Raw genomic sequence first — 21,624 nt, 5'->3', positions numbered from 1 at the left:
TTTCACCTTTTTTATTATTATTTTTAATCGGTTTATTAAGAAAAAGGCCAACCTAAAAATGAAAGTAGCCCACCTTCTCCGCGATTTTCCCGCCCGTTGCTTTCGTGTGATGCTACGTTGATTTTCACGGCGTGGCATTCGTAATCGTGATTAAACTCACCCTGTTTGATTGTGATTTTTTCTTTTGAGATCACTTCAAAAGTATAACGTCGGCACGTGCGACCATATTTGCGAATAATCAAGTTTAAAAGCTCGTGATTTTTCGCTAACTGCGAATCGCTTAAATGAATCTTGATAACGTCCCAATTCTCAACGTCGAAACGCTCCGTAATTTCCACATAGCCAATGCCCAAACGTTCAAAAATGCGAATAAATCCCGCTTTACTGCCTGCGTCCTTCGCATTTAAAAACGCATATTTCACCCGCTTTCTAAATAGCTCGATCGGCTCACCGTCGAACCGTTCAACATCACGTTGATAGGCGATTAAATTAAGGATTTTTTCACCGCACTTTTCTTCATCTAAAATATTAAAAGGGAATTTCACCGCATTTAACACATACGCCCACCACTTTTCGAAAAGCTGAGCAATCTTGCTTAATTCGCCTTTGTCCATCCAAAATGGCAATTTTATTTTCATTTCGACACCGCCACTGTTAATGATTGAATGCGGGGTATTGTGAGTTCGCTTTTAATATCCTGCTGACCCCAAACAATAGAATCAATATCACTGTGTTTTGCGTGGATTTCCTCGCCTAACTTCGACCAACTAAAGCGTGAAAACGGGTAAACTTTCGTCACGTTATAATTGCGATTTTCACGAAATGCACAACGGATCATATTCTCCACGTCTTGTTTGATTTCGTTTTTTCTCACTTCACCAATGGCAAGACGTGGCGAAAAGTAAATCGTGCAAGTGATGGCGTGTTGCGTTTCGGGCATGGCATAGCAGATCAGATCGTCGCCGTGTCCGTGATTGCCTTTTGTCTGTACATAATCATTCACCACGTCTAAAAACGGCTGACTGACGACGCCAGTATCAAGCAACAAATATGCGTTAGCGGTTGCGGGCCCCCGTGGGGCGTCGTGTTTAAAATAAATGCGGTCAACGGATAAGCCCGCCACTTTCGCAATCATTCCACGATAAACACTATCAATATGATGCTGTCCCACGCTTGCGAATTGCGTGCGATAACGCTCGCGTAATTCGTCGTTTGTTTCTCTGTCCGCACCTGGTTTTGTGAGCCAATCATCTAAGTTTTCCACTTTCACAATGCCAGTGATATTTTCCGCTAAAATGCGGTAATAGCCCGTTGCCAAGTTATACGCCGTCCCCGCATGTTCTGCCACAACGGGCACTGGGGCAGTGAGTGTCCCGCGGGGGATAATTGTATTTTCAGTGACGATTAAACGAAAAATCACGTCATTAATTCGCTCTGTTTGCACCACCGTTCCCGCTTTGATTGTGAGATCGGTTAAGTCGCTTTCTTTTGTGAAATGGATCACCCCTTGGGCTTTTGTGGCGTCTTTAAAATCCAAGCCCACTTGCCACGCTTGGATCTGTAGCCATTTATCTTTAGCGGTTTTAACGAACAGATTCGGCAAAATCTCAACAATTAAGTGATCAGTAAGCCACTTCACGGGCTTAACCGCAATTGCTGTCACCAACCGCCAAAATGGCGACATTTTCGACGTGTTAGTGATTAATCCCGCCTCATCTGTTAATTGTTCAAACTTTTGGCGGATTTGTGTTTCTTCCGTCGGTAGCCCCGTTTCTTCTAACATCTGTTTAAAATCAGTCATCTAATAAAATCCCCAAACTGTCAATTTTCCCGAAATCGTACGTTTCCGCCGTTAATCGCAACCGCCCCTGATCTTCGTCGTCAATAAAAATCGTTCCAGGGATCAGTCGGGCGTCTTCTTCAACAAGTAAAATCATTTGCAAGATAATATCTCTCCGCAAAATACGGCTACGTTCTGCAATTAAAAGGGTAGCGAGTCCGCTTTCAATAATTGCGTGTTTTATATCCTGTGCGATAGATACTCGGTTATCACAAATAACGGGCTGATTGCCGCTATCTAGCGTTAAATCTTCCCCCGTGATTAATAAGTCAAAATATAATTTCTTTGTTGTCATTTATCACCCCGCACTTAACTGCTCACGATCCCGCAACCACTGCTCAAACTTGCTCGGATCATCGGCTTGCACCACAACGCCCCCGCTAATATTGACTGAACGATTAATATTTTGATTCGTGGTTAAATTTTTACTCACTGACCCGCCCGCCATTGGTGTGCGTGTTGGCTGTGCGTTTGCCCCAAGGGCGAACACTTGCCCGCCTTGTGCTTGCGGGTTGCCTGATGCACTGATTGTCTGCCCCGCAATTTGCGTGGCAAGGGTCGCTGTTTGTGTAAAATCAGCAAGCGGGGCGGTTTTATCGCTCACAATTGGAATTAGCGGAATTTCTAGCCCGAACGTGCCACTTACTTTGTTCGCTTGCTCAATCACCCAGTTAATGGTTTTGATAAACATATTTTTTATGCCCGCAAAAAGCGTTGTGAAAATCTCACTCACGCCATTTGCCAATGCCCCGAAAATCTGCTTAGGGTCGCTTTCTTGCCAACCTTTGACCACGCCTTGCCACATGTTGAACAACGCTTTTGCCACTTTTGCGAAAATATCAATTGCCATTTCTAAGTTCGACGCCACCAGTTCTATCATGCCAACCACAATTTCTAACGCTGACGCAATGACATAGCCCACGGCTTCGCCCACGCTTGAAAACGTATTCATTGAATCCGTCGCCCCGCCGAACAAGCCGATCGCTAATGCGATAGTTTGCCCAATGCTTTTTATTTTTTCCCAAAGCTTGCCGAATGCGTGATACAACGGCTCGAAAGACACCCCAACTGATTTAAAGCCTTTCAAGACACCTTTAATAAAACTTGCAAATTCTGCACGGAATTTATACACCACAAACACAACCGCCCCGATCAATGCAATCACCGCCCCGATTGGGCTAAATAGCACGCTGAATGCGATCCCGATTGCGGAAATAACGCCACTCATCAACGTAAGCCCCGCTGTTAAAGCGGTAAGCCCAATTAATGCTCCGACGATATACCCGATCCAACGGGCAATATTTTTATAAGTCGAAAGCCACTTAACAAAATCAGTGCCAAGATCAGCAATTTTATTTGCGATCGGCTCAATCACTCGCAACACCTCTGTGCCGATCGCTGTTTTAACGTTATTCAGCGTTTGCGAAAATCTCGCCCATGGATCCGTCATTGCCTGTGCCATTTTCTGCAAGTCTTCCATGCCTTTAACGTTTGATAGCTCTTGAATCGACCCTTTTAAATTATTCACTTTCGGCAAAAGCAACTTAATCAACGCCACTGCCTCATCACTGCCAAATGCTTTTTTGAGTGCGTCGGATTCTGCAAGCTCTAACGTGTCGCCGAATTTCCCCTTGATCTTGTTCAATATGCTGATCATATCTAGCATATTGCCGTTTGAATCGGTAAATTGTAGGTTTAACGCCTTCTGGGCGTTGCCCACACCCGCTAAAAACGCCTTATACTTTGTTCCCGCCTCGCTACCGCTCATGGTTGCTTGTAATGAACCCAACACCGCGAATTGCTCCGCTACGTCAATTCTTGCTGATTTCGCCGCCGCCCCGACTGACGTGAACGCCGCACTCATACCGTCGCCCGACGTTTTAAACATTTTCACCGCAAGGGCGGTTTTTCCTGCGATTTCCTGCACCCAGTTTGCATTGCCGATTGCTTTTGCGTCTTCTTCAAAAATGCCGTACATCGTCCCCATGTAATTGGTAATTGTGCTTGCGTTGGCTTTTGTGCCTTTCGCAAGTAAATTAGAAGCTTTTGTAAACTCGGCTAACTCATCGCCTTGAAGACCTGCAATCGCAGATTGAATATCATAAGAAGAACGAACGAACGCTGTTGCTGATTCGCCGTATTGTGACGAAAACTCAAGGGCGGTATCTGTGAGTTTTCTTAGTGATTCTTCCGCAACTGACAAAGACCGCACCTCACCGATCGCACGGTTCATCTCAATTGCGGGGGCAATCGCACTTTGTAATGCAACACCCGCCGCCACGATTCCACCGATCCCCGCCCCGATCTTAATCATCGCACTTTTGCCGCGGTCGCCTATATCATCGATCGACTTCATCACGCCCTTGAGGGGGGCACTCACTTGATCGACAAGGCTAATTACATACTCTAAGCCCTGAACTGCCATACTAGACCTTAATTAAAAACATTTTGCGATCCCGCTTGCGACTGCATTTGCTAGATTTTCGAAAAACTGCTTATTCAGCCATAAGGCTCTCGCTAAATTCTGCTCTGTATTCTCTGCGTGTGGTAAGTAGTGCATACGTAATGCAACGGCTTGCGATAAGCCGTTGCGTTCAATTGCACTCACACGCTGATTTAGTTTTTTACAGTAACTTCAATTTTTGGCACAAAGACTTTATTGACTGCCCCCGCCACTTGAATTGCCAATCCTGCGACGTTGATCACTTGTAAAAAGTCGTCTTTCTGCGACGGATCAATGATTGCTAATAAATAATCTTTGATCGGCGTGATTTTATTGTCTGAATCAATTTCATTGATCATTGTGTCGTATGCTGCGTTATCACGATTAAATTTAAAATCAACGCCCGCCACGTTAACGATCACACTGTCTTTTAAGCCTGCGTTTAATTTTTCTAAAAGTGCTTGAGCTTGTGTTTTTTCCATTTTTATTTACCTTTTGTTTCTGCTTTGTTGTTAAAATCGTTGATACATTCATGCGTGTTTTCATATGCGATAACGCACATTTCCACTCGATTAAGTGCGTGTTCTAACGCCCGTGCTAAATTGCTGTTTGTTTTAATGTTCAGACTTTCTGCTCGGCATTCTGTCGTTTTCGGGCAAATGACCTTGACCGCTGTCGCTGTGTCGTTCGTTGAACAAGCGACGCACATCAAAAGGCACAAGCTGATCGCCCCAACTCTTAACTTTCTCATTGTCTAGCACCTTGTTTAATTCTGTGTTTCTTTGTTCTGCCCGTTCGCTTGCTTGTGTTAGCTTATGCGTTAAGGCGTTAAGTTTTCTTTCATAGTTTTTAATGCTTTTTTGCTGTGTTTCGCTTTGCTGAATTTGTGCTTTCAGCGTTTGTGCAGTCGCTTTGTATTCGCTTTTGTAATAGCTCGCACCAATAAAAAGCACTGTACAAAAGAACAGTAAAACAAAAATAACATAATTTTTTATGTTCATTTCGCCTCCAAGCAGTGAGCCTTTTCTTTCTCTCGTCGAATTTGCAAGCCTCGCAACACTCGACCGCCCGCCCGTTTAAAATCCACAATACGATCGCACATGGCGGAAAAGTTTTTTTCTTGTGCGTGTTTATGAATCGTTGTTTGAACCCGCTTGCCTAAGCGTGGGCTGTAATAACTTTTGATATTTTCACACCCTACATTGAACGCAAGCGACGTCATCGCATCGAATTGATTAGCGTTCATGTAACGCCCGTTAAAATGCTGTTTAACGCACATTTCTGCGATTTTCACGTCATACGCAAAGCGTTGGGCAATTTCTTCATTTGAATAAACTTTGCCAACTTCGATTTTCTGCCCGCTTGCCTGCGTGCTACCAATGCCCACTGTTAACACGTCGCGGGGGCATTGATAACCTTTTCTTACACACCCCTCGGCGTCTGTAATTAATGCAAGCCCGTTTGTGCTTGTGTGAATTTCTTTATCTGTTTTCACAATTGCGATAATCAACGCAATCGCACACCCCACGGCTAAACCTTTACTTTTTCTCATTGTATTTTTCTCGCATGATTTTTAATGATTCTTCCGCTCGCTTGTCTTCCTTATGCTTGAAATACCAATTTGTTAACACTGTCACCAAGCCGAATAAAATCCCGAAAATTGCCCCAAGATCGCCCCAACTTAACTGGGCGAAAAATCCCGCCACGGCGGAACCAAAAAATGCGTTGTGTTCTGTATTTTTAAACATTTACTTAACCTCAAAACTTTTAGCAAAACGACCGCACTTTATTATTGTTATTATTGGCGGTCGTTCGCTAAAATCTGCGTTATCCGATTAAGTCCCGCGTGTCATCTTGTGAAAGATACGGCACGCCGTTAATGCGGATAAAATCTGGGCTTGTTACAAAATATTTGATTTTCTTTGTTGATTTCGCCCCGCCTTTCGGGTCGATATTCAACACATCAGTGATCAACATCTTGCACCCGAACGCCTCCACTTTGTCTCGCACGTCGCCACGTTGTGCAAAGAAAGTAAAATCACTTTCTGGAATAGAACGATAACTGCCTGCCGCCGCAGCTGCCGCACTTAATTTCTGAAAGTTTTTAGAATCAAGCTCAATTTCACCCTCTGCACTCACATCACCCGAAACCCAACCATCAGGGATCCCGCGGGTTTGAGCTACGGCAGAATTATCCGTGATACTCAATGAAATTGATTCAGCGTGAACGGGAAACCCCAACACGTAAAAATCAAAACTCATGCCACTAATTCTTTCCATTTGCTTAATCTCCTAATGTTTCTAAATCTAAGAAAATATTTACCGTAATTTCTTTCGGGCAGTCATACGGGCGAACTTTAATATAAATCGTGACTTTCGTTTTGCTCTGCCAAACAATCGTTACCGCGTCATCTTTTGGCGGCATGCATTCCCCTGGGAACTCTCTGCCGTTAACTGTTGCTGATTTGCTCATTTCACGCATTGGCTTAGCAAAATAGTTTTTGTGAAACTCGGTGCTTGACGCCGTGGAATTAAACGAACGATCCGCTATTTTTTGAATCGCTAACAAGCGAACACGGCGTGCCACTTTGTCCACAACTCGCACATTCTCGATCACTTGATAATCGCCGCCCTCAACGTCCAACGTGCGACCGTCCGCCCAATAATAGCCGTCGTAATCGGGATACCACATCGGCACCGAATAGCGGGCTTTTTCAAGTGATTTTAAGTGCGACAAGTCAAGTAAAACGCTTTCTTTGTCTTTTGGTTTTTCGGCACTGCCTAAATCCAACAATGCCCCTGTTAACACTCGGGCGGGGCTGTCTGCCACGGTTACTGCACGATTCGCCAAACGTCCCGCAATTACGCCCACTTCATTGCCGAAAAGCAACGGCACAAGCATGACATGGTCGGCAACAACGGTTTGTTGCAACGTCGTTAATTTCTGTACATACGTCGCCCACGTTTCGCCCTCGCTCTCATCGGGATTAATCCCGCCAATGGCTTGAATAAAAAAGGTTCTGCGACCCAATTTTGCTAATAACTCAACGTATAGCTCTTGTAATTTATTAATTGCCTCTTTATCCACGCCCGTTGCGTGTGTGTTTACCGCATATTCAAAAGACGCCACCTCATTTGCACTTTTTACCGCTTTTGCAAAGTCGAAACTGTCTTGCGGAACAATCATCACGTGAGCGATCCAGTTTTGCCCTGCGTTAAGCATTGCCGATCGCACTTGCTTTTTCAGCTCGGGGGCATGCTCAAAAATCTTGTCAAAATCACTGTCGGGGGTAATGCTCGTTAGCTTTGTTTCGTGCTGTGTCGTTACCCCGACAAATAAAGCGTGGCGTTCAATTTCGTTTACTTCGCCACTTAATAGATTAAGCGTATTAATCTGTACACTTGGGAACATTGCTTGATCCTCTTATTGTTATTTTTCAATGCCCGATAATTTCAAAATAAATGCTTTTAAAATTTCGGCGTTTTCGTTGTCCCGTTCATCTAAGAACGGGCGTTTTTCAGTCGGAATAATCCATTTCGTTAAGCCCTTGCCTTTGCCTTTTCCCTCTTTCTCTTGAAAGTAGCGGATTAGCAAGCTCGCTTTCGCCCGTGAAAGTGTGGCGACAATTTCCTTTGCACTCGGTTTGCGATAGCGTTTTTTCCCGCTTTTCGTTGTCCCGCTCGGCACAGTGTAGCCAAGATCACGCAACTTCTTAGCCTGTCGCATGGTTGCGGGGTCTTTCGCTGTCCCGCTTGGCTCTTTCTTAAAATCCCGCTTTTCAAATTCGTGATCTAGCCCTCTTTGGTGTTCTTCTGCGATCTGTGCGGTGCGTTTCTGCTTGTAGCGTAATCGTGCTTTGTTCGTTGACTGGGCTTGCGAATTTAACAGTTTTGCAATTTTGCGTAACATCTTCGCTGTGCCGTTTTTTCTCGGCTTCCAACCCGCCCCCGTGGGGGTTCGTTGATTGCTTGCACTTTTTACCGACCGTTTTTTCATTTCTTGTAACGTTCGGATTAGAATTTCTTTTTTCTTTTTCGGCGGAATATTTAAAAGCGTTAAATCTTTTAAAAAACGGCGTAAATCGTCGGGATTGACGCCCATTTTCATTGCCGTGTTCATAACGTTATCGTTTCTTTTAATGCGTCATCTCGCCTCGCTTTGGGGGCGTGATAAATAAGATCAATGCTACTCACAAGATTGATTTCAATATCATCAATGCGATAGTTTTTGCCGTCTATTTCAATCTCGCCGTCTTCATCTTCAACTGCGGTTAACGGCTCTTGAAAAGTAAGGGTAAACGTAAGATCGGCAACGTCATCATTAATAATTTCTAACTCAAACGGCGTTTCATATTCGTCTAAGACATCGCGTAAGCTGTCGTTTTCATTTAGCCAAATTTGAATATACGCCATGATTTTTTGAGCTGAAATTTCCCGAAATGGGAACTCGTCAAAAAATAAAACGGCGTCATATTGAATATGAGCAATCTCAATGCCTACATCTGTCACCCGCTTGCCTTGATTAAGCAATTTCCCGTTTTCAATCCAAGAATGAAAATGGGCGTAATAACGCTCGGGCAACTTCGTAAGTAAAAACTCGGTTAATTGTTGATAAAGCATTTTCATAGTAAATGCACCGATCCCCGCTTTTTGCCTTTTAGCGTGCGAATCGCTCGCGTTGCCTCGGCTAATAAACTTTTCTGCTCTTCTACGTATTCTCTGTTCTGATGAATTTCGCGAGCAGAAATAGCGAAAAATTCGGGTAATAAATCCGCTTTTGCTCTTGCGAATACTGCCTTTTTATACAGTGTTTGCACGGGGTTTTCATTGTTCACCGTGCTTTCGCCAATTTCGCTCACGTCGTTAATACCTTGAGTTTTATAGCGTTGCTCAACCTCTTTTAAATCAAGCTCCAACTCTTGCATAGCAGTAACAAGTGCGGATTTCACTGTCTCAACGGGCATTTGTAGCGGGATATTTCTTTCTTTTTGAAACTCGCCAATATTGACGTCCGCCCAAAATCCACTGTTTAAAATCACAGTATTTTCTAGCTGTTGATTTCTGCCGTTGAACATTCTTTTACTTCTTCTTTGTGATCGTTGTTAGGTTGCCCGCAACTTAGCTTTTTTATCACGTCTGAAAAATCAATTTCGACCGTTTCCAAGCTAAGTGCAGGCAATGGGGTAAGCTCGTTTGGGGTAAATTTCCCCTCTTTTTCAAGTGCATTTAAACGCATATAACACCGCTCAATCATGTTTTTAACGCCACTTTTATGATTGAGCTGAAACGCCCGAATGCACAATTTAATTGCTAAGATCAGGCTGTCGGGGTCATCAATGCCCGACGCCTTAACTTCGCCGTTTTCATTTCTTAAAAGCAGTGCTGCAGCCATTTTTAGCCACTTCGATTTCACGATTTCATGCAACTGCCATTTCGTCGCCACGTTTTCGAAAGTTTGCGTAAAATATGGCTCAACTGAACCGCCCGCACTTGCTGTTTTATTCGCCCAATTAAAAATTTGATCTGCGACGAAAGTCGGTAAAGTGGAACTAAAGCCTTTCGGCAGATTCTGCTTTTGTTCGATTGCGATCTGTGCCAATCGTAAAGCTTGATCAAAGTCCCCCACGTCAAATAAATAGATAATGCAATAAGCAAAATAATCATTCTGATAAACCGTTTTTTTCTCTAAATATTCCTCAACAAACGGCAACCACTTTGGTAAAAAGCGGTTGCGTTTATATTCTGCTCTAAGCTCAAGCGTGGGGATTACGCGAATTGCATTGACATCATTTGCAAGTGCGATTTCTAACACGCTGTAATCATTGCCGTGTTGTGCAATAACTTCATGTTGTAACGTGCCGTTATTTGTCGCTTGCTCTATCTGTTGTAAAGCTCTGATTTGCTCTTGAAATTCGCGTACACCCATTTTTGACTACTTCCACGCTCCTTTGCCGTCGGATAACTTCACTTTTTCAAAGTCAACCGCCATGAATTTTCCGCAATCTTCTACTGCGTAAGCTTCGTTACGATAGTAAGAATCGCGAACCGCTTTTTTGTCGTCGTCGTCTTTCATTCCTCGACGCATTGAACCCTCTTGCGTGTAGATTGAAAGATTGCTTAAACTGGTCACAATCGCCGCACGCGGGGGCATATTCGGCACGATCATTGCGGGCATACCGCCAAAGGATTTCATTAAATCGTGCGTATTTAATGCCGCTTTTTCTGTCGCAATTAAGCCGTTACCTTTGTAAACAAGGCTTGCTTCTTTTGCGACTAAATCCGCACCCACTAAGAACACAAGATCGCCTGCGTCTCGGTGGCGTGCGTCTAAGCCTTGTTTTAAGTCATACGCCAACTCGTCAAGGTTGACATAGTCCGCCCCTTCGCCAAATAAGCGAATTTCGCCACTGTTCGCACCCTGCGTTAAAATCTGTGTAGATTTATTTTCACGCACGAATTGGATCCACCCTTTATTGACGTCGGCTAAATTTGCATCACTGGTATTTGTGCCAATTGACTTGCCATAAAAGCCGATTTTGATCATATCCAAGGCAATTTGATTTTGTACAAACTCGGCATACAATGACGCGAATTTGTCTTTTAAATGCCCCCACTGATCTAACTTCGCCCACGGAATCAGCACGCCTGAATCTGTCGGCTGACATTCATAAACATAGCCCGACGCGTCCAGTGTCGCAGTATAGCGACCGTCCGCCTTGCGACCTGTAATGCCTTTTTCTGTCGCACCGTAGATCAATTGCCCCTTAATATCTTTCACTAAAACGCAATTGATTTTGTCTAAGAAGTTAGATCGTGCCTGAATCGACCCTAATAAAACGCTTTCTTTTGGTGCCTCAATGCTAAATTGCTTGCCCGCAATGGCAAGATCAGGTTTTGCACCGTAAAACTCGGCAGCATCGCCGATTAAGCTATAAAATAATTCTTGTGCTGTTTTATTCATCTTTTAAATCGCCATGTTGAACTTTTGTTTTACTGCTTCGCCGTTAGGCACTTGCGTCACCTCTTGTGTTAACGCTTGATTAAACTTATTGCCCAAGTCTTCCACTTGTTGCATAAGCTTATTAAATTGTTCTGCGGTTACGCCGTTTTCTGCGGTTTTTTCTTCCGCTTTCGGCTCTTCCTGCGTTTGTGCTGTTGGCTGTTGCTGTACGCTAAAATGCTTGTCGATTTTCTCGCCCAAGCCTTGCACCGCTCCGATCAGCTTGTTGAACTGTTCTTCGGTCATTTCGTTTTCCTCTTTTTTATTATTGTTGTCGGGATTGGTTGCGGGATTTTCTGTTTCCGCCTCTTCAGTGCTAAACAGTTTTTTCCCTAGATTAAAAAATTTATTAAGTAAGGTTTCACGTGTGTCATCTTGTGAAAACGTGATTTTTGAAAAGTCCAATTGCTCACAATTGCCCACTTTTACGCTGTCATCTTTAATGCGTTTTGAGAAATTGAGCTGTGTTGTGCCAAGGCTCGCAGGCTGATCTGTGAACGCTAAACCGCTCAAATACGCTTTTCCTGTGTTGGCAAAATTCGGTGTAATTTCAATACTTGTAAAAAGCCCTTGCCCGTCTTTGTTTAATTCGATCATTTCAAGCGACGGGGCAATACGTGCGTATAAGCGGGTTTTGCCGTCTTCGCCGTCTTCGGCTTTCACTTCGACCACTCGCCCGAAATTACGCCAACGCCAATGTTCCCACCAAATGACCGCTGTATATTTTGCGGGGTCGTACGCTTCCGCCATATCTTTAAGATCTTGAGCGTCGATATGACGACCGTCGATCGTATTTCCTGACGTTGCCACGCACACAAAATCTGTAATTAATTCGGTTTTGTTTCCCATTTCTCTTTACCTGAATTTGCTTAAAACAAATGTATTGCCCAAATGTATTGCCCTAGTCTTACGAAATTTCATGGATAAATCAGCAAGGGAAAATCGGTTATTTTCGGTTATAGGCGGTTATTGCGGGTTTGTTGCGTAATAGCCGATTTTTTTATGCTTTAACCCTTTGTCTTTACTGCCAAAATAGCCCGAAAACACAAGGAAAAAGGGAAAATGACACAGTCAAAGCTACGAATAAGAAAAACAAAACGCTATGACGATGAAGTGATTTACTCGGCTAAATTTCTTTATTTGAAGAAATGCACGCCGAATGAGATCGCAAAAGAATTGGGGCTTAATTCTGCCCGCCCGATTTACTACTGGGCGGAAAAATACAATTGGCGGAATTTGATTAATGAAAACGGCATTGAAGAACTGATCGCATTACGCATTATCACGCTCACGGAACGGGAAAACAAAACAGATCAAGAAATCAAAGAACTTGAGGCATTGATCGACAAAGATATTGAGTATAAAAAGCAACGGGCGAAAAAAGCACAAACGCCAGTGAAAAGTGCGGTGACGTTTTCGGAAAGTTTCGGCGATTTTAGCGATTCGGGCGACGGCAACGAAAGCAAGCAAAAGAAAAGCAAAAAGCGGGCGAAAAACGACATTTCACACGTTACCCCAGACATGATGCAACCTTTCGTTGATTCGCTGTTTGACTATCAGAAGCACTGCCGTGCAAATAAGCATAATAGCGTGCGGAATATTCTTAAATCGCGACAAATTGGGGCTACGTATTATTTCGCTTTTGAAGCATTAGAAGACGCCATTTTAACAGGCGATAATCAAATATTCTTATCTGCCTCTAAACGACAAGCCGAAATTTTTAAAACGTATATTATCAAAATGGCTCGGCAATATTTCGACGTGGAATTAAAGGGCAGTCCGATTATTTTAAGCAACGGTGCCGAATTGCACTTTTTAGCGACCAATGCGAACACGTCGCAAGGGAATAGCGGGCATGTTTACGGCGATGAATACGCTTGGATCAGGGATTTTGAGCGGTTCAACACCGTATCTTCAGCCATGGCGACGCATAAGCACTGGCGTGAAACTTATTTTTCCACGCCGTCTTCTAAATTTCACCCGTCTTATGCGTTCTGGTCGGGCGATATGTGGAAAGAGGGCGACCCAAAACGGGCAAACGTGGTCTTCCCAAGCTTTGAAGAATTACGCGACGGCGGGCGGGTATGCCCCGACGGCACGTGGCGTTATGTAATCACGATTGAAGACGCACTCAAGGGCGGGGCGGGCGTGCTTTTCGACATTGACGCACTGAAACAAAAGTATAGCAAATATGCCTTTGCTCAATTGTTTATGTGCGTGTGGATTGATGATGCGGATTCAATTTTTAATATTAAAAAGCTATTAAAATGCGGTGTTGATATTGCCAAATGGAAAGACTACAACCCGAACGACGACTGCCCCTTTGGCGGGCGGGAAGTGTGGGGCGGGTATGATCCCGCACACAGTGGCGACGGGGCAAGTTTTGTCATTGTCGCCCCGCCCGCTCTTCTGAAAGAGAAATACAGGGTATTAGCACGCTACCAATGGAACGGGCTTTCTTATAAGTATCAAGCGTCGCAGATTAAGCAACTTTTCGAAAAATATAATATGACGTATATCGGCATAGACGCCACGGGCGTGGGCTACGGCGTTTATGAACAAGTGAAAGAGTTTGCGGGCAGAAAAGCCGTACCACTGGTTTATAACCCCGAATCGAAAACAGAAATGGTGCTAAAAGTCCATGATTTAGTGGAACACGAACAAATAGAATGGGATGAAAACGAACGGGATATTGTGCCGTCGTTTTTAATGATTAAACACACCTCAACGAAAAGCGGCAATACGATGACATTTACCGCCGAACGCACAGTGAAAACGCAACACGCGGATGTTTTCTTTGCGATCGCAAATGCAATTAATAATAAACCTTTAACAGATAAACCTCGTCGCAAGGGGCGTGGTTGGAGAATGTAAACAATGACTACACAAGAAAAACAAATTAAAAGCACGTCTATTATTCCAATACATGAGAGTTTCTCTTACACCGCGTCTCCTGCGTTAGACTACGTGGGGCTTATGCATGATGATACTTACAACTGCTTTACACCCCCGATCAATCGCCACGCTCTCGCCAAGTTACCGCACCAAAACGCTCAACACGGCGGGATTTTGCATAGCCGAGCAAATATGGTAAGTGCGGGCTATCTAGGCGGGGCGTTGCTTTCAAAAATGGATATGCGGGCGTTGTGTTTAAACCTGATCCAATTCGGCGACGTGGCACTATTGAAAATCCGCAACGGCTTTGGGCAAGTGATACGCTTGCACGTGTTGTCGTCGCTTTATACACGGGTTTGTAAAGACGGCAACTACAAATATTTAATGAAAAAATCACTCTACGACACAAACGCAGAAATTTACGAATACAACAAAAACGACGTGATTTTTATTAAATTATATGACCCCATGCAACAAGTGTACGGCTCGCCCGACTACGTGGGCGGGATTACATCTGCTCTGCTTAACTCGGATGCTACTGTATTTCGCCGTCGTTATTATTCAAACGGAGCCCACATGGGCTTTATTCTTTATTCAACGGATCCCGATATGACGGAAGATTTAGAAAGCGAAATTGCCGAAAAAATCCGTGATTCCAAGGGCGTGGGGAACTTTCGCTCAATGTTCGTCAATATAGCGGGGGGCGACCCGAACGGCTTAAAAGTGATCCCGATCGGGGATACGGGGCAAAAAGACGAATTCGCCAACATTAAAAATATTTCTGCTCAAGACGTGTTAACTTCGCACCGTTTCCCACCAGGTTTGAGCGGTATTATTCCCGTAAACACGGCAGGGCTTGGCGACCCGCTTAAAATCCGTGAGGCGTATCAAGCCGATGAAGTGCGACCCCTTCAAGAAATTATTGCGGAATCGATCAATAATGACCCTGAAATTAAAAAGGCTTTAAAAATCAATTTTAAACAACCAGAAAAAAAGGAATAAAAACGGCTTATTAGACTGTATAAATTAACAGGGATTTGATAGAATAGGCTTAAATTTCCAACGGTTAAAGGATTGTTAAAAAATGGGTCAAACGCTAAATATTCCCTGTAAAGCCTGCAACTCTAAAGCTATAATCACACGCTCCGTAACTCAAGTACACGCAGAATTCATAAAGTTATATTGCACCTGTAAAAATTCGGCGTGCAATCATCATTTCGTGATGAATCTTGAATTTAGTCACACTACGCAAACAAGCCTGTTAATAGAAGATGGGGTATTAGAACAAACTGCCAAACTATGTTCATCTGAAAAAAAACAAAAACTAATAAAAATATTACAAAAATGAAAAAAGGGCATTTAAGCCCTTTTTTATTAGTCTTTTTTCGGCGGCGGGGGCGGTAAATCGTACCCGCCTTTTTTAAATCTTGGCAAATGCTTAAACGGCTCGTATATCATCTTAACTCCCCCAATTTATAAATTAGATTATCTTCATACCCCCCGCCCATACCATTCATGCTTGTTTTAACGGCAATGCGTTTATAATCTTCAAATGACAAATAATTGTCTTTTTTATGTTCAATCAAATAATTAATAAAACGAATAAATTCGCTTTTTGTTGAACTAAAGAAAATGAACGGCGGGCGGGCAAGACTGACTAATCTTAGAAAGTCGATTAAATCAAAGTAAGTCTCCTGCCTGTAACTTTCCTGTTTTGTGCAAAGATAGGGCGGATCTAAGACAAAAATTGTTTTTTCTTCGTGATAAAAGCGGGGTAGTAGCGTGTGGAAACTTTCTTTAACGACTTCGACGCCCTCTAAATAGCCGTCTGCACGTTGATAATCTGACTTTCTGACGCAATTATAAAATGATTTCCGATAAAACTCCTCAATTGTCCCGCATTGCTTGCCTGAAAATAACAACCAACTTGTTAAAATATGCACATCAATAAAGCCGTCAAACCTGTTAATTATCTCAATGACACGCTTTTTCACGTCGTCTTGCAATTTCTTTTGTGGTTCAACCTCTGCCAAGGCGGCAATAATCAATCTACGCAATTTGTTAATATCGTCGATATTTTCTAGGCGTTTCGTGTAATCGTCGAAATCGTTATAAATCACCCTTGCTTTTGGCTTTAACTGCTTTGCCGTATGACTTAATAAGCCACTCCCCCCGAATGCGTCAATAATCGTCCAACCCTCGCCATCTCCCTTTATCTGCTCGTTTAAAATGTTTGTAAAATGTTTTAAAAACATTCTTTTTTGTCCGATAAAGGGAAGTGGAGCTTGGTTGTACTTTTGTTTTTTCATTGTTACCTCTATTTATTATTATTTTTATTGTTTTATTGCTTTTTAATTCCCACTTTCTCGCCAATTTCTTTCATTTTCTGCATAGAAATATAGCTAGATTTCAGCGTATCTAGCGGGTTGTCTGGGGCAAATAACACTAGCATTTGCCCCTTGTTATTCTGATCTATTTCCTCGCCTGTGCCGTTGTGAATAAATGGCACCCGCTTGTCTGTGATATAAACGATCTCTTTTGCGTTTCGCACGCACAAATTGAACCACTTTGTAGAATTATCAACGTTTAACAACATCACCACCGTTTTGCGGTGTAGTGTTGCCATTTCTACCGCCCGCATAACGAATGGTAGCGGGTTAGAATAGGGCGGGTTAAACCAACAACGGCGACCGCCCCACATGGTTTTTAACGTGTCTTGTTCGGGCGTAATGTATTTTTTCACTTTTGTGTTGTGAGCCATGGCACAGACGTCTAAATCAAATTTGATATTGAAATAATATTCAGCAAAGAAAAAAAGCCACCAAGGGGTCGCCCACAAGTCCTTATCGTTTTTGTTTGTTTTAGATAAATTCATTTTTAAACTTCCTTTTTCTCAATATTTTTCTGATACTCTATCATCCGATCTATCCCCTCTCTTACGCTTTTTGAATACACTAAATCAGATAAGATTTGTTCTTCTTCACCGTTACAATGTGATAGTTCGAATCCGCCGTTTTCACCCGGCTTATCTTCAATAATTCTCACTCTATAACACTCAATGAAATTCAATCTTTCTCTATCTTTCATTAAAGAATTAAAAAACTCTTTTGTAATTTCTACTTTTTCCATAATTTACCCCTTGTTAGTTAAAAAAAACTGGTATTTCACGCAAGCGATCAAGGTGCGATTTACCCGCACTTTCACGCTCCACGCGTTCTTTGAGTGGATCAGTGATAACAACGTCATCATTCACCACTTGAATTTTTGCCCTGTCATTTAATAAAAGCGGTTTTCCGCTCATTAAATATTCAATTTGACTTTGAGCTAATGGCAATCTGATCGGTGCCACCGCATTTTTAATCTTCTGCTCAACTTCTAGACGGTTACAGTTACTGACACAAGTCCAAGGCACGCTATGCGTGCTTTCTTGTGTTTCGCTATGCGAAACAGGGCGGCGTTTAATCGCCCATTTTTTAAGTCTAGTAACAACGGTTTTAAAACTTATTTTGTTTTCTACCCCCTGAATTTTCTTGCGTGATTCGCCGTATTTGTTTTCGTCTGTTTCGATATAATTAAGTTTGATCGGTTGGTCTTTACGCATTGCCATTGCCCCGCCTTGGATTTCGATATAAGACGCAAAGCAAGACACATCTGCACAAGCTCTCGCCTTTTCTATGATTTCGTCGTCTGCTTGTCCGCTGACCAAGCGACGCAACTCACGCCAAACACTGATTGACGCCCCACCGTAAAATTGGAATTGACGAATACCCCAAATACTCGCCCACGCACGCACACGCTGTGCGTTGTCTTTAAGCGATAAATTCGGATTTTCATCTGACGTTTCGCCGTCTAATGCGAAACCATTAATATTTTTTGAAATGTATTTAGCAATGTAGGCAGTGGCACTGCCTTTTTCTTTGTCGCATTCTTCAACTTTGCAACGGTGTTTTAACGCTCCACGTTCTGTGCCGTCTTGCTCAAGGGCTTTTTTCTTGAACAATTGGATCACGTCGTCTTTATGCTCGGCTTTTACATAAACCAACAAATGCCAGTGCGGGGTGCCGTCGTGGTGCGGTTCTGCCACACGCATGCCATAAAATTTAATTTTGCGTTTTGCTAACAATGCACGGTATTGTTGCCAAACTTTATTTAAATAAGCTTGAGTGTGACGTGGGCTTGCCCCTTCCCATTTTTTGTTAAAGTCGCCCGTGCTGTGTGTGGCGTGAAACGACGACGGGGCAGTTAACGTTAAAAACAATGCTTCGTGTTCTTCACGTTCTGCCCACTGCTCTAAGCCGTTAAGGCGGTTCATCATTTCAAAACGACGTACATCGGGATTTGACGACGAACCGCGAAACATATCTATAAGCTCTAATTGTTCCTCGGGGTTGTCGATATTCTCAACAACCATGGATTTTAAATAATCAAAATTCTTTCTAATTTGTGTTTGATGACTGCGGAATCCGTCGAACGAAATATAAGTGCTTGCGTGCTTTCTCACTTCCCCGCACGCAATCGCAACGTGTTCTATCATGCGTTTTTGTGTACGCGTCATGACTCGCAACCAGTATTTCTCGCAAGCGATTTTCCGCAATGCAATATCTAGCTTTTCACCCGTTAGACGGCTTTTTTTCATTTCCCAAGACGGGGCAGGGAATCCGATTTCATGGCAAATTTTGCCCAAGCGTTCATATAATGTTAAAAACGCATCTCTTACCCCCTGTGTGCCGATTTCCTCCGCCTGCGGGGCTAACTCATACATAAATGAAATAAGCTCTTGCTCGAACGCTGTCGCAATCATGCGGGCGATTTCTTCTAACTTTTTCTCTGTAATAAGATAAAAGGGCAGTGACGATTTTTGACGCTCTGCACGGGAATAACGCTCTTCGTTTTTTAATAATCGGCAAGATTTTTCTTCTTCGCTAAGCTCTGATTCTAATTCCCCCTCAATTTCTGCTTGCTTGAGTCTTTCTTCAACGATTTTTATTAATGGAGAGGGCTCAACGACAACTAATTCATTTCGAATTTCATGCTCTAGATCTTGCTTCCACTGCGGAAGATTACGCCCGAACGCCACAAGGTAAGAAACATTAATGCGGTAGCACTTGAACACTTTTTGCAAGCGGTCTTCCAAAATATCACGCAAGAAAATATTTGCTGTGCGACGCTGAATATTCCCCATTTTAAAAGCGATTGAGCCGTCATCTTTGACGGATCTATAGGTTTTCAAATAAAGCTTACGGAAATATTCACGCTGACGACTACGGGGCAAGTTTGAAATCAGCCTTTCAACAAGATCATAGCTTTGCGGCGACGTCTTGAATAATTCAAGCTGTAACTCTGTGCGGGCTGATTCTGGCGGGGTTGGTTCTGCGGTTTTATGTACAGAATCGTAATGGGCTTTTTGTTGTAAAAATTGCTGATGACGACGCTCGTCAACAAGTCGGGCGTTTTCTTCATAATTCCAAACAAACGCACAAGCGGGTGTGCGATTGCTCGCCCCCGCTGTGTGTTGTGTATTATTAAAATTATTCATTAAAACGCCTTTTTTGTATGAATTGATTTATTATTCAGTGCGACCGATATTAATCGCTTCTCTTAACTCTGAACGCATAGCTTGAATAGTTTTTGCCACGTTCTCTAACGTTTCCACCTCTTCGCTTTGAAGTTCTAAGCGGATCAGCGTGTCCAGTAAATAGTCGGGGGATCTTGTGGTGTACGCTTTCATGCGTTCCCACGTGCCGTCGTCTTTTAAATTTAATTGATAAAGTACAAAGCAATCGTCGGTTGCTTTTAATTGATATTTATTTGATAGTTCGATGATATGGCTTTCCATTTTTTACCCTCTTAAAGCTCGCTCTTTTAACCCTACCCACTTTTCTGCACGGCTTTTTGTGCTAAATAGCAGTCCTAAATTCAACATCATTCGTTCTAAGTGCGACCTTTCATCAAAGATCAATGAACTCACTTTTCCCCCCGCTACAAAATAATACTTTTCGCCGTGTTGAGCGGTTCGAACAGGGCGGGGCAGTTCAATAATCACAGTGTCTTCCATTTTCACCCTCCTAATTAGTGCGTGGCGATGCGTGCAAAGTCTGACGCGTTTTTGTAGTAGCGACGGCAAAGACTGGCTTTTTCTGCGTGTTGCACACGCTCTGCAATGTTTTTCGACTGTTTGGCAAGCGTGAGAAAGCAGTCGTGGCTGTCTTTGAAATAAAACATTAATTCGTTGGCTTTTTTTACATTCACTTTAATATTTGCGGTTTGCATAATTCACTCCTTTATCAATTAATTTAAAATCACTTTCTCTTATACTTGGGGGCAATCTTGTTGCCATTTCTCTAATCTTTCGATACGCTTTTGCGATTTTGGTTTGCCCGTCTTCTGTAAAATCCCTCAAATAAAGGGGCGGGCAATTCGGGTTAACTCGGTCTGTCAATTCGACTTTTGCTAGTGCAAAGATAATTTTGCGTTCATCTAATGGCATGCGGTCAAAAAAACGCTCTACGGGATACTTACTGACGTGTAACTCTTTTCTGCCGCTAGCCAATGCTCGATCCCTTGCTTCTGCGACTTCTTTATCCATAACTAATCCCCCATACAATCGCCCCCTCTAGCGTTCTTTTGCCTTGTTTGTCTTGGCTATATAGTGCGATTTTCTTAACTTGCTGTACTCTTGTTTGCGTTTCGTTGATTCTGTTTTTTAAAAGCGATCGTGCTTCGCTTTCTTCATTTCGTATTGAGTCGGGTAAGAATTGCATTGCGAATCTCCCTATTTTTGCGGTATTCTTCGTTGCATAATTCCCAAATTGCATTACGAAAATTAAGGTAGTCTTGATATGTTTGATCAGAAATCAGAAACTCGCGGATCGGTAACAGAACACTTGCGGGTGTTGTCTTTAAAAGTGGCATTTTTAGAAACGTTAAATCGCTCTCTAATTCGCTCCCTTGCTCGCACTGACCCGCGGTTTGTTGATTTACTTGAGCAGGAACTTCTTGAGAAAGTGAACGTAATTGCTGAAACAGATCCGCAAATAGCCGTGGCGATTGAGTCTTATCTTGTGGATCTGTTGAAGAATTGATAATGATGATTTTATGCATAAGTCTTACCCCTAAAACTTTTTGAAACTTGACCGCACTTTGTGCGGTTTTTTTTATTGCTGAACTGCCGCTTGCTCTGCCAGTGCGATCAAATTGATTAGCACTTTTTCTTTTGGCGACTTTCGTGGAACGGTTGGCAATTTCCCTTTTTTCAACTGATCGTTGATTGTCCCCATTGGCAAGCCCGTTCTTCTCTTATATTCGTCTTTGGTAACGAATGGCGTATCTAACTGTATGTTTATACAAATTGATTTTTGCTCTTGCATACTGTATAACCTCTATTGAATATTAACGAATACTAACATTTATCGCATTTGCAATATTATATTACTATATTTCATTTGC

At 42.9% G+C, this 21,624-nt stretch carries 32 protein-coding genes; 4 read left to right on the top strand and 28 right to left on the bottom strand.

Annotation, left to right across the window (positions count from 1 at the left end; translation table 11 throughout):
• Positions 1-35: 35 nt before the first annotated feature.
• From ACPEEM_RS05605 to ACPEEM_RS05520, 18 genes are all read right to left on the bottom strand, one after another.
• Entirely contained in the window at positions 36-638 is a 603-nt protein-coding gene (locus tag ACPEEM_RS05605) for a phage tail protein (protein WP_424408106.1), read from the bottom strand.
• Positions 635-1,801, bottom strand: coding sequence for a baseplate J/gp47 family protein (locus ACPEEM_RS05600; protein ID WP_424408104.1), 1,167 nt, complete (start codon positions 1,799-1,801; stop codon positions 635-637). Before ACPEEM_RS05600 ends, ACPEEM_RS05605 begins: the two co-directional genes overlap by 4 nt.
• On the bottom strand, positions 1,794-2,135 hold the full coding sequence (locus ACPEEM_RS05595; protein ID WP_424408103.1) for a DUF2590 family protein: 342 nt from the start codon (positions 2,133-2,135) through the stop codon (positions 1,794-1,796). Before ACPEEM_RS05595 ends, ACPEEM_RS05600 begins: the two co-directional genes overlap by 8 nt.
• A 3-nt stretch (positions 2,136-2,138) precedes the next feature.
• Positions 2,139-4,265 carry a phage tail tape measure protein gene (locus ACPEEM_RS05590; RefSeq protein ID WP_424408101.1) on the bottom strand — a complete coding sequence of 709 codons (2,127 nt, stop codon included), beginning with the start codon at positions 4,263-4,265 and terminating at the stop codon, positions 2,139-2,141.
• A 12-nt stretch (positions 4,266-4,277) separates the two neighbouring features.
• Positions 4,278-4,448: a DUF6890 family protein gene (locus ACPEEM_RS05585; protein ID WP_424408099.1), complete on the bottom strand. Its 171-nt coding sequence runs from the start codon at positions 4,446-4,448 to the stop codon at positions 4,278-4,280.
• Positions 4,449-4,456: 8 nt separating this feature from the next.
• Positions 4,457-4,765, bottom strand: coding sequence for a putative phage tail assembly chaperone (locus ACPEEM_RS05580; protein ID WP_424408097.1), 309 nt, complete (start codon positions 4,763-4,765; stop codon positions 4,457-4,459).
• 2 nt (positions 4,766-4,767) lie between these two features.
• Entirely contained in the window at positions 4,768-4,992 is a 225-nt protein-coding gene (gene lysC / locus ACPEEM_RS05575; protein WP_424408095.1) for an Rz1-like lysis system protein LysC, read from the bottom strand.
• Positions 4,898-5,284 (bottom strand): hypothetical protein, encoded by a 387-nt coding sequence (locus ACPEEM_RS05570; RefSeq protein WP_424408093.1) that lies wholly within the window; start codon positions 5,282-5,284, stop codon positions 4,898-4,900. Before ACPEEM_RS05570 ends, lysC begins: the two co-directional genes overlap by 95 nt.
• Positions 5,281-5,835: a lysozyme gene (locus ACPEEM_RS05565; protein WP_424408091.1), complete on the bottom strand. Its 555-nt coding sequence runs from the start codon at positions 5,833-5,835 to the stop codon at positions 5,281-5,283. The genes ACPEEM_RS05570 and ACPEEM_RS05565 overlap by 4 nt, the downstream gene beginning before the upstream one ends.
• Complete coding sequence (locus ACPEEM_RS05560) at positions 5,822-6,031, bottom strand: phage holin (protein ID WP_424408089.1); 210 nt, start codon at positions 6,029-6,031, stop codon at positions 5,822-5,824. The genes ACPEEM_RS05565 and ACPEEM_RS05560 overlap by 14 nt, the downstream gene beginning before the upstream one ends.
• A 79-nt stretch (positions 6,032-6,110) precedes the next feature.
• Positions 6,111-6,563, bottom strand: coding sequence for a phage protein (locus tag ACPEEM_RS05555; protein ID WP_424408087.1), 453 nt, complete (start codon positions 6,561-6,563; stop codon positions 6,111-6,113).
• A gap of 4 nt (positions 6,564-6,567) precedes the next feature.
• Entirely contained in the window at positions 6,568-7,695 is a 1,128-nt protein-coding gene (locus ACPEEM_RS05550; RefSeq protein WP_424408085.1) for a DUF2586 domain-containing protein, read from the bottom strand.
• 18 nt (positions 7,696-7,713) lie between these two features.
• Positions 7,714-8,403 (bottom strand): hypothetical protein, encoded by a 690-nt coding sequence (locus ACPEEM_RS05545; RefSeq protein WP_424408083.1) that lies wholly within the window; start codon positions 8,401-8,403, stop codon positions 7,714-7,716.
• Entirely contained in the window at positions 8,400-8,909 is a 510-nt protein-coding gene (locus ACPEEM_RS05540; RefSeq protein WP_424408081.1) for a phage tail protein, read from the bottom strand. The genes ACPEEM_RS05545 and ACPEEM_RS05540 overlap by 4 nt, the downstream gene beginning before the upstream one ends.
• On the bottom strand, positions 8,906-9,358 hold the full coding sequence (locus ACPEEM_RS05535; protein WP_424408079.1) for a head completion/stabilization protein: 453 nt from the start codon (positions 9,356-9,358) through the stop codon (positions 8,906-8,908). The genes ACPEEM_RS05540 and ACPEEM_RS05535 overlap by 4 nt, the downstream gene beginning before the upstream one ends.
• Positions 9,331-10,209: a terminase endonuclease subunit gene (locus ACPEEM_RS05530; protein ID WP_424408077.1), complete on the bottom strand. Its 879-nt coding sequence runs from the start codon at positions 10,207-10,209 to the stop codon at positions 9,331-9,333. Before ACPEEM_RS05530 ends, ACPEEM_RS05535 begins: the two co-directional genes overlap by 28 nt.
• 6 nt (positions 10,210-10,215) lie before the next feature.
• The gene (locus ACPEEM_RS05525) at positions 10,216-11,244 is read right to left on the bottom strand and encodes a phage major capsid protein, P2 family (RefSeq protein WP_424408075.1); all 1,029 of its coding nucleotides are present in this window, start codon (positions 11,242-11,244) and stop codon (positions 10,216-10,218) included.
• 3 nt (positions 11,245-11,247) lie between these two features.
• Positions 11,248-12,132 (bottom strand): GPO family capsid scaffolding protein, encoded by an 885-nt coding sequence (locus ACPEEM_RS05520; protein WP_424408073.1) that lies wholly within the window; start codon positions 12,130-12,132, stop codon positions 11,248-11,250.
• A 213-nt stretch (positions 12,133-12,345) separates the two neighbouring features.
• On the opposite strand from ACPEEM_RS05520, the gene ACPEEM_RS05515 reads away from it, so the two are divergent.
• The 3 genes from ACPEEM_RS05515 (at position 12,346) to ACPEEM_RS05505 (ending at position 15,526) form a co-directional block, all read left to right on the top strand.
• Positions 12,346-14,157 carry a terminase ATPase subunit family protein gene (locus ACPEEM_RS05515; RefSeq protein ID WP_424408071.1) on the top strand — a complete coding sequence of 604 codons (1,812 nt, stop codon included), beginning with the start codon at positions 12,346-12,348 and terminating at the stop codon, positions 14,155-14,157.
• A 3-nt stretch (positions 14,158-14,160) separates the two neighbouring features.
• Entirely contained in the window at positions 14,161-15,180 is a 1,020-nt protein-coding gene (locus ACPEEM_RS05510) for a phage portal protein (protein WP_424408069.1), read from the top strand.
• Between the two features lie 82 nt (positions 15,181-15,262).
• Complete coding sequence (locus ACPEEM_RS05505) at positions 15,263-15,526, top strand: ogr/Delta-like zinc finger family protein (RefSeq protein WP_424408067.1); 264 nt, start codon at positions 15,263-15,265, stop codon at positions 15,524-15,526.
• 106 nt (positions 15,527-15,632) lie between these two features.
• Here ACPEEM_RS05505 and ACPEEM_RS05500 read toward each other — a convergent pair whose 3' ends face one another.
• The 9 genes from ACPEEM_RS05500 to ACPEEM_RS05460 are packed head-to-tail and all read right to left on the bottom strand — an operon-like array spanning position 15,633 to position 20,939.
• Positions 15,633-16,487: a hypothetical protein gene (locus tag ACPEEM_RS05500; RefSeq protein WP_424408065.1), complete on the bottom strand. Its 855-nt coding sequence runs from the start codon at positions 16,485-16,487 to the stop codon at positions 15,633-15,635.
• A 32-nt stretch (positions 16,488-16,519) separates the two neighbouring features.
• Complete coding sequence (locus tag ACPEEM_RS05495; RefSeq protein ID WP_424408063.1) at positions 16,520-17,053, bottom strand: phage N-6-adenine-methyltransferase; 534 nt, start codon at positions 17,051-17,053, stop codon at positions 16,520-16,522.
• Positions 17,054-17,055: 2 nt separating this feature from the next.
• Complete coding sequence (locus ACPEEM_RS05490; RefSeq protein ID WP_424408061.1) at positions 17,056-17,307, bottom strand: hypothetical protein; 252 nt, start codon at positions 17,305-17,307, stop codon at positions 17,056-17,058.
• Between the two features lie 13 nt (positions 17,308-17,320).
• A complete protein-coding gene (locus ACPEEM_RS05485) occupies positions 17,321-19,714 on the bottom strand; it encodes a replication endonuclease (RefSeq protein WP_424408059.1) in 2,394 nt (797 codons plus the stop codon).
• A gap of 30 nt (positions 19,715-19,744) precedes the next feature.
• Positions 19,745-20,014, bottom strand: a complete 270-nt coding sequence (locus ACPEEM_RS05480; protein ID WP_424408057.1) for a hypothetical protein — start codon at positions 20,012-20,014, stop codon at positions 19,745-19,747.
• 3 nt (positions 20,015-20,017) lie between these two features.
• Complete coding sequence (locus tag ACPEEM_RS05475; protein WP_424408055.1) at positions 20,018-20,233, bottom strand: hypothetical protein; 216 nt, start codon at positions 20,231-20,233, stop codon at positions 20,018-20,020.
• A 14-nt stretch (positions 20,234-20,247) separates the two neighbouring features.
• Positions 20,248-20,448, bottom strand: a complete 201-nt coding sequence (locus tag ACPEEM_RS05470) for a hypothetical protein (RefSeq protein WP_424408053.1) — start codon at positions 20,446-20,448, stop codon at positions 20,248-20,250.
• Positions 20,429-20,764, bottom strand: coding sequence for a hypothetical protein (locus tag ACPEEM_RS05465; protein ID WP_424408051.1), 336 nt, complete (start codon positions 20,762-20,764; stop codon positions 20,429-20,431). Before ACPEEM_RS05465 ends, ACPEEM_RS05470 begins: the two co-directional genes overlap by 20 nt.
• Entirely contained in the window at positions 20,757-20,939 is a 183-nt protein-coding gene (locus tag ACPEEM_RS05460) for a hypothetical protein (protein WP_424408049.1), read from the bottom strand. Before ACPEEM_RS05460 ends, ACPEEM_RS05465 begins: the two co-directional genes overlap by 8 nt.
• A 78-nt stretch (positions 20,940-21,017) precedes the next feature.
• Between ACPEEM_RS05460 and ACPEEM_RS05455 the strand changes: the two genes are divergently transcribed.
• Positions 21,018-21,260, top strand: a complete 243-nt coding sequence (locus ACPEEM_RS05455; RefSeq protein ID WP_424408048.1) for a hypothetical protein — start codon at positions 21,018-21,020, stop codon at positions 21,258-21,260.
• A gap of 72 nt (positions 21,261-21,332) precedes the next feature.
• On the opposite strand, the gene ACPEEM_RS05450 is transcribed toward ACPEEM_RS05455, so the two are convergent.
• A complete protein-coding gene (locus ACPEEM_RS05450; RefSeq protein ID WP_424408046.1) occupies positions 21,333-21,545 on the bottom strand; it encodes a hypothetical protein in 213 nt (70 codons plus the stop codon).
• Positions 21,546-21,624: the final 79 nt, after the last annotated feature.

The sequence above is a fragment of the Pasteurella pantherarum genome, assembly GCF_049670885.1.
Classification (GTDB): Bacteria; Pseudomonadota; Gammaproteobacteria; order Enterobacterales; family Pasteurellaceae; genus Pasteurella.
The sequence above is the reverse complement of the archived record's forward strand: the minus strand, read 5'-3'. Positions and strand labels throughout refer to the sequence as shown.

Excerpts from the sequence above, each read along its gene's own strand:
- ACPEEM_RS05605 (WP_424408106.1), bottom strand. The coding sequence starts at position 638 with ATGAAAATAAAATTGCCATTTTGGATGGACAAAGGCGAATTAAGCAAG.
- ACPEEM_RS05600 (WP_424408104.1), bottom strand. The coding sequence starts at position 1,801 with ATGACTGATTTTAAACAGATGTTAGAAGAAACGGGGCTACCGACGGAA.
- ACPEEM_RS05595 (WP_424408103.1), bottom strand. The coding sequence starts at position 2,135 with ATGACAACAAAGAAATTATATTTTGACTTATTAATCACGGGGGAAGAT.
- ACPEEM_RS05590 (WP_424408101.1), bottom strand. The coding sequence starts at position 4,265 with ATGGCAGTTCAGGGCTTAGAGTATGTAATTAGCCTTGTCGATCAAGTG.
- ACPEEM_RS05580 (WP_424408097.1), bottom strand. The coding sequence starts at position 4,765 with ATGGAAAAAACACAAGCTCAAGCACTTTTAGAAAAATTAAACGCAGGC.
- lysC (WP_424408095.1), bottom strand. The coding sequence starts at position 4,992 with ATGTGCGTCGCTTGTTCAACGAACGACACAGCGACAGCGGTCAAGGTC.
- ACPEEM_RS05570 (WP_424408093.1), bottom strand. The coding sequence starts at position 5,284 with ATGAACATAAAAAATTATGTTATTTTTGTTTTACTGTTCTTTTGTACA.
- ACPEEM_RS05565 (WP_424408091.1), bottom strand. The coding sequence starts at position 5,835 with ATGAGAAAAAGTAAAGGTTTAGCCGTGGGGTGTGCGATTGCGTTGATT.
- ACPEEM_RS05560 (WP_424408089.1), bottom strand. The coding sequence starts at position 6,031 with ATGTTTAAAAATACAGAACACAACGCATTTTTTGGTTCCGCCGTGGCG.
- ACPEEM_RS05555 (WP_424408087.1), bottom strand. The coding sequence starts at position 6,563 with ATGGAAAGAATTAGTGGCATGAGTTTTGATTTTTACGTGTTGGGGTTT.
- ACPEEM_RS05550 (WP_424408085.1), bottom strand. The coding sequence starts at position 7,695 with ATGTTCCCAAGTGTACAGATTAATACGCTTAATCTATTAAGTGGCGAA.
- ACPEEM_RS05545 (WP_424408083.1), bottom strand. The coding sequence starts at position 8,403 with ATGAACACGGCAATGAAAATGGGCGTCAATCCCGACGATTTACGCCGT.
- ACPEEM_RS05540 (WP_424408081.1), bottom strand. The coding sequence starts at position 8,909 with ATGAAAATGCTTTATCAACAATTAACCGAGTTTTTACTTACGAAGTTG.
- ACPEEM_RS05535 (WP_424408079.1), bottom strand. The coding sequence starts at position 9,358 with ATGTTCAACGGCAGAAATCAACAGCTAGAAAATACTGTGATTTTAAAC.
- ACPEEM_RS05530 (WP_424408077.1), bottom strand. The coding sequence starts at position 10,209 with ATGGGTGTACGCGAATTTCAAGAGCAAATCAGAGCTTTACAACAGATA.
- ACPEEM_RS05525 (WP_424408075.1), bottom strand. The coding sequence starts at position 11,244 with ATGAATAAAACAGCACAAGAATTATTTTATAGCTTAATCGGCGATGCT.
- ACPEEM_RS05520 (WP_424408073.1), bottom strand. The coding sequence starts at position 12,132 with ATGGGAAACAAAACCGAATTAATTACAGATTTTGTGTGCGTGGCAACG.
- ACPEEM_RS05515 (WP_424408071.1), top strand. The coding sequence starts at position 12,346 with ATGACACAGTCAAAGCTACGAATAAGAAAAACAAAACGCTATGACGAT.
- ACPEEM_RS05510 (WP_424408069.1), top strand. The coding sequence starts at position 14,161 with ATGACTACACAAGAAAAACAAATTAAAAGCACGTCTATTATTCCAATA.
- ACPEEM_RS05505 (WP_424408067.1), top strand. The coding sequence starts at position 15,263 with ATGGGTCAAACGCTAAATATTCCCTGTAAAGCCTGCAACTCTAAAGCT.
- ACPEEM_RS05500 (WP_424408065.1), bottom strand. The coding sequence starts at position 16,487 with ATGAAAAAACAAAAGTACAACCAAGCTCCACTTCCCTTTATCGGACAA.
- ACPEEM_RS05495 (WP_424408063.1), bottom strand. The coding sequence starts at position 17,053 with ATGAATTTATCTAAAACAAACAAAAACGATAAGGACTTGTGGGCGACC.
- ACPEEM_RS05490 (WP_424408061.1), bottom strand. The coding sequence starts at position 17,307 with ATGGAAAAAGTAGAAATTACAAAAGAGTTTTTTAATTCTTTAATGAAA.
- ACPEEM_RS05485 (WP_424408059.1), bottom strand. The coding sequence starts at position 19,714 with ATGAATAATTTTAATAATACACAACACACAGCGGGGGCGAGCAATCGC.
- ACPEEM_RS05480 (WP_424408057.1), bottom strand. The coding sequence starts at position 20,014 with ATGGAAAGCCATATCATCGAACTATCAAATAAATATCAATTAAAAGCA.
- ACPEEM_RS05475 (WP_424408055.1), bottom strand. The coding sequence starts at position 20,233 with ATGGAAGACACTGTGATTATTGAACTGCCCCGCCCTGTTCGAACCGCT.
- ACPEEM_RS05470 (WP_424408053.1), bottom strand. The coding sequence starts at position 20,448 with ATGCAAACCGCAAATATTAAAGTGAATGTAAAAAAAGCCAACGAATTA.
- ACPEEM_RS05465 (WP_424408051.1), bottom strand. The coding sequence starts at position 20,764 with ATGGATAAAGAAGTCGCAGAAGCAAGGGATCGAGCATTGGCTAGCGGC.
- ACPEEM_RS05460 (WP_424408049.1), bottom strand. The coding sequence starts at position 20,939 with ATGCAATTCTTACCCGACTCAATACGAAATGAAGAAAGCGAAGCACGA.
- ACPEEM_RS05455 (WP_424408048.1), top strand. The coding sequence starts at position 21,018 with ATGTTTGATCAGAAATCAGAAACTCGCGGATCGGTAACAGAACACTTG.
- ACPEEM_RS05450 (WP_424408046.1), bottom strand. The coding sequence starts at position 21,545 with ATGCAAGAGCAAAAATCAATTTGTATAAACATACAGTTAGATACGCCA.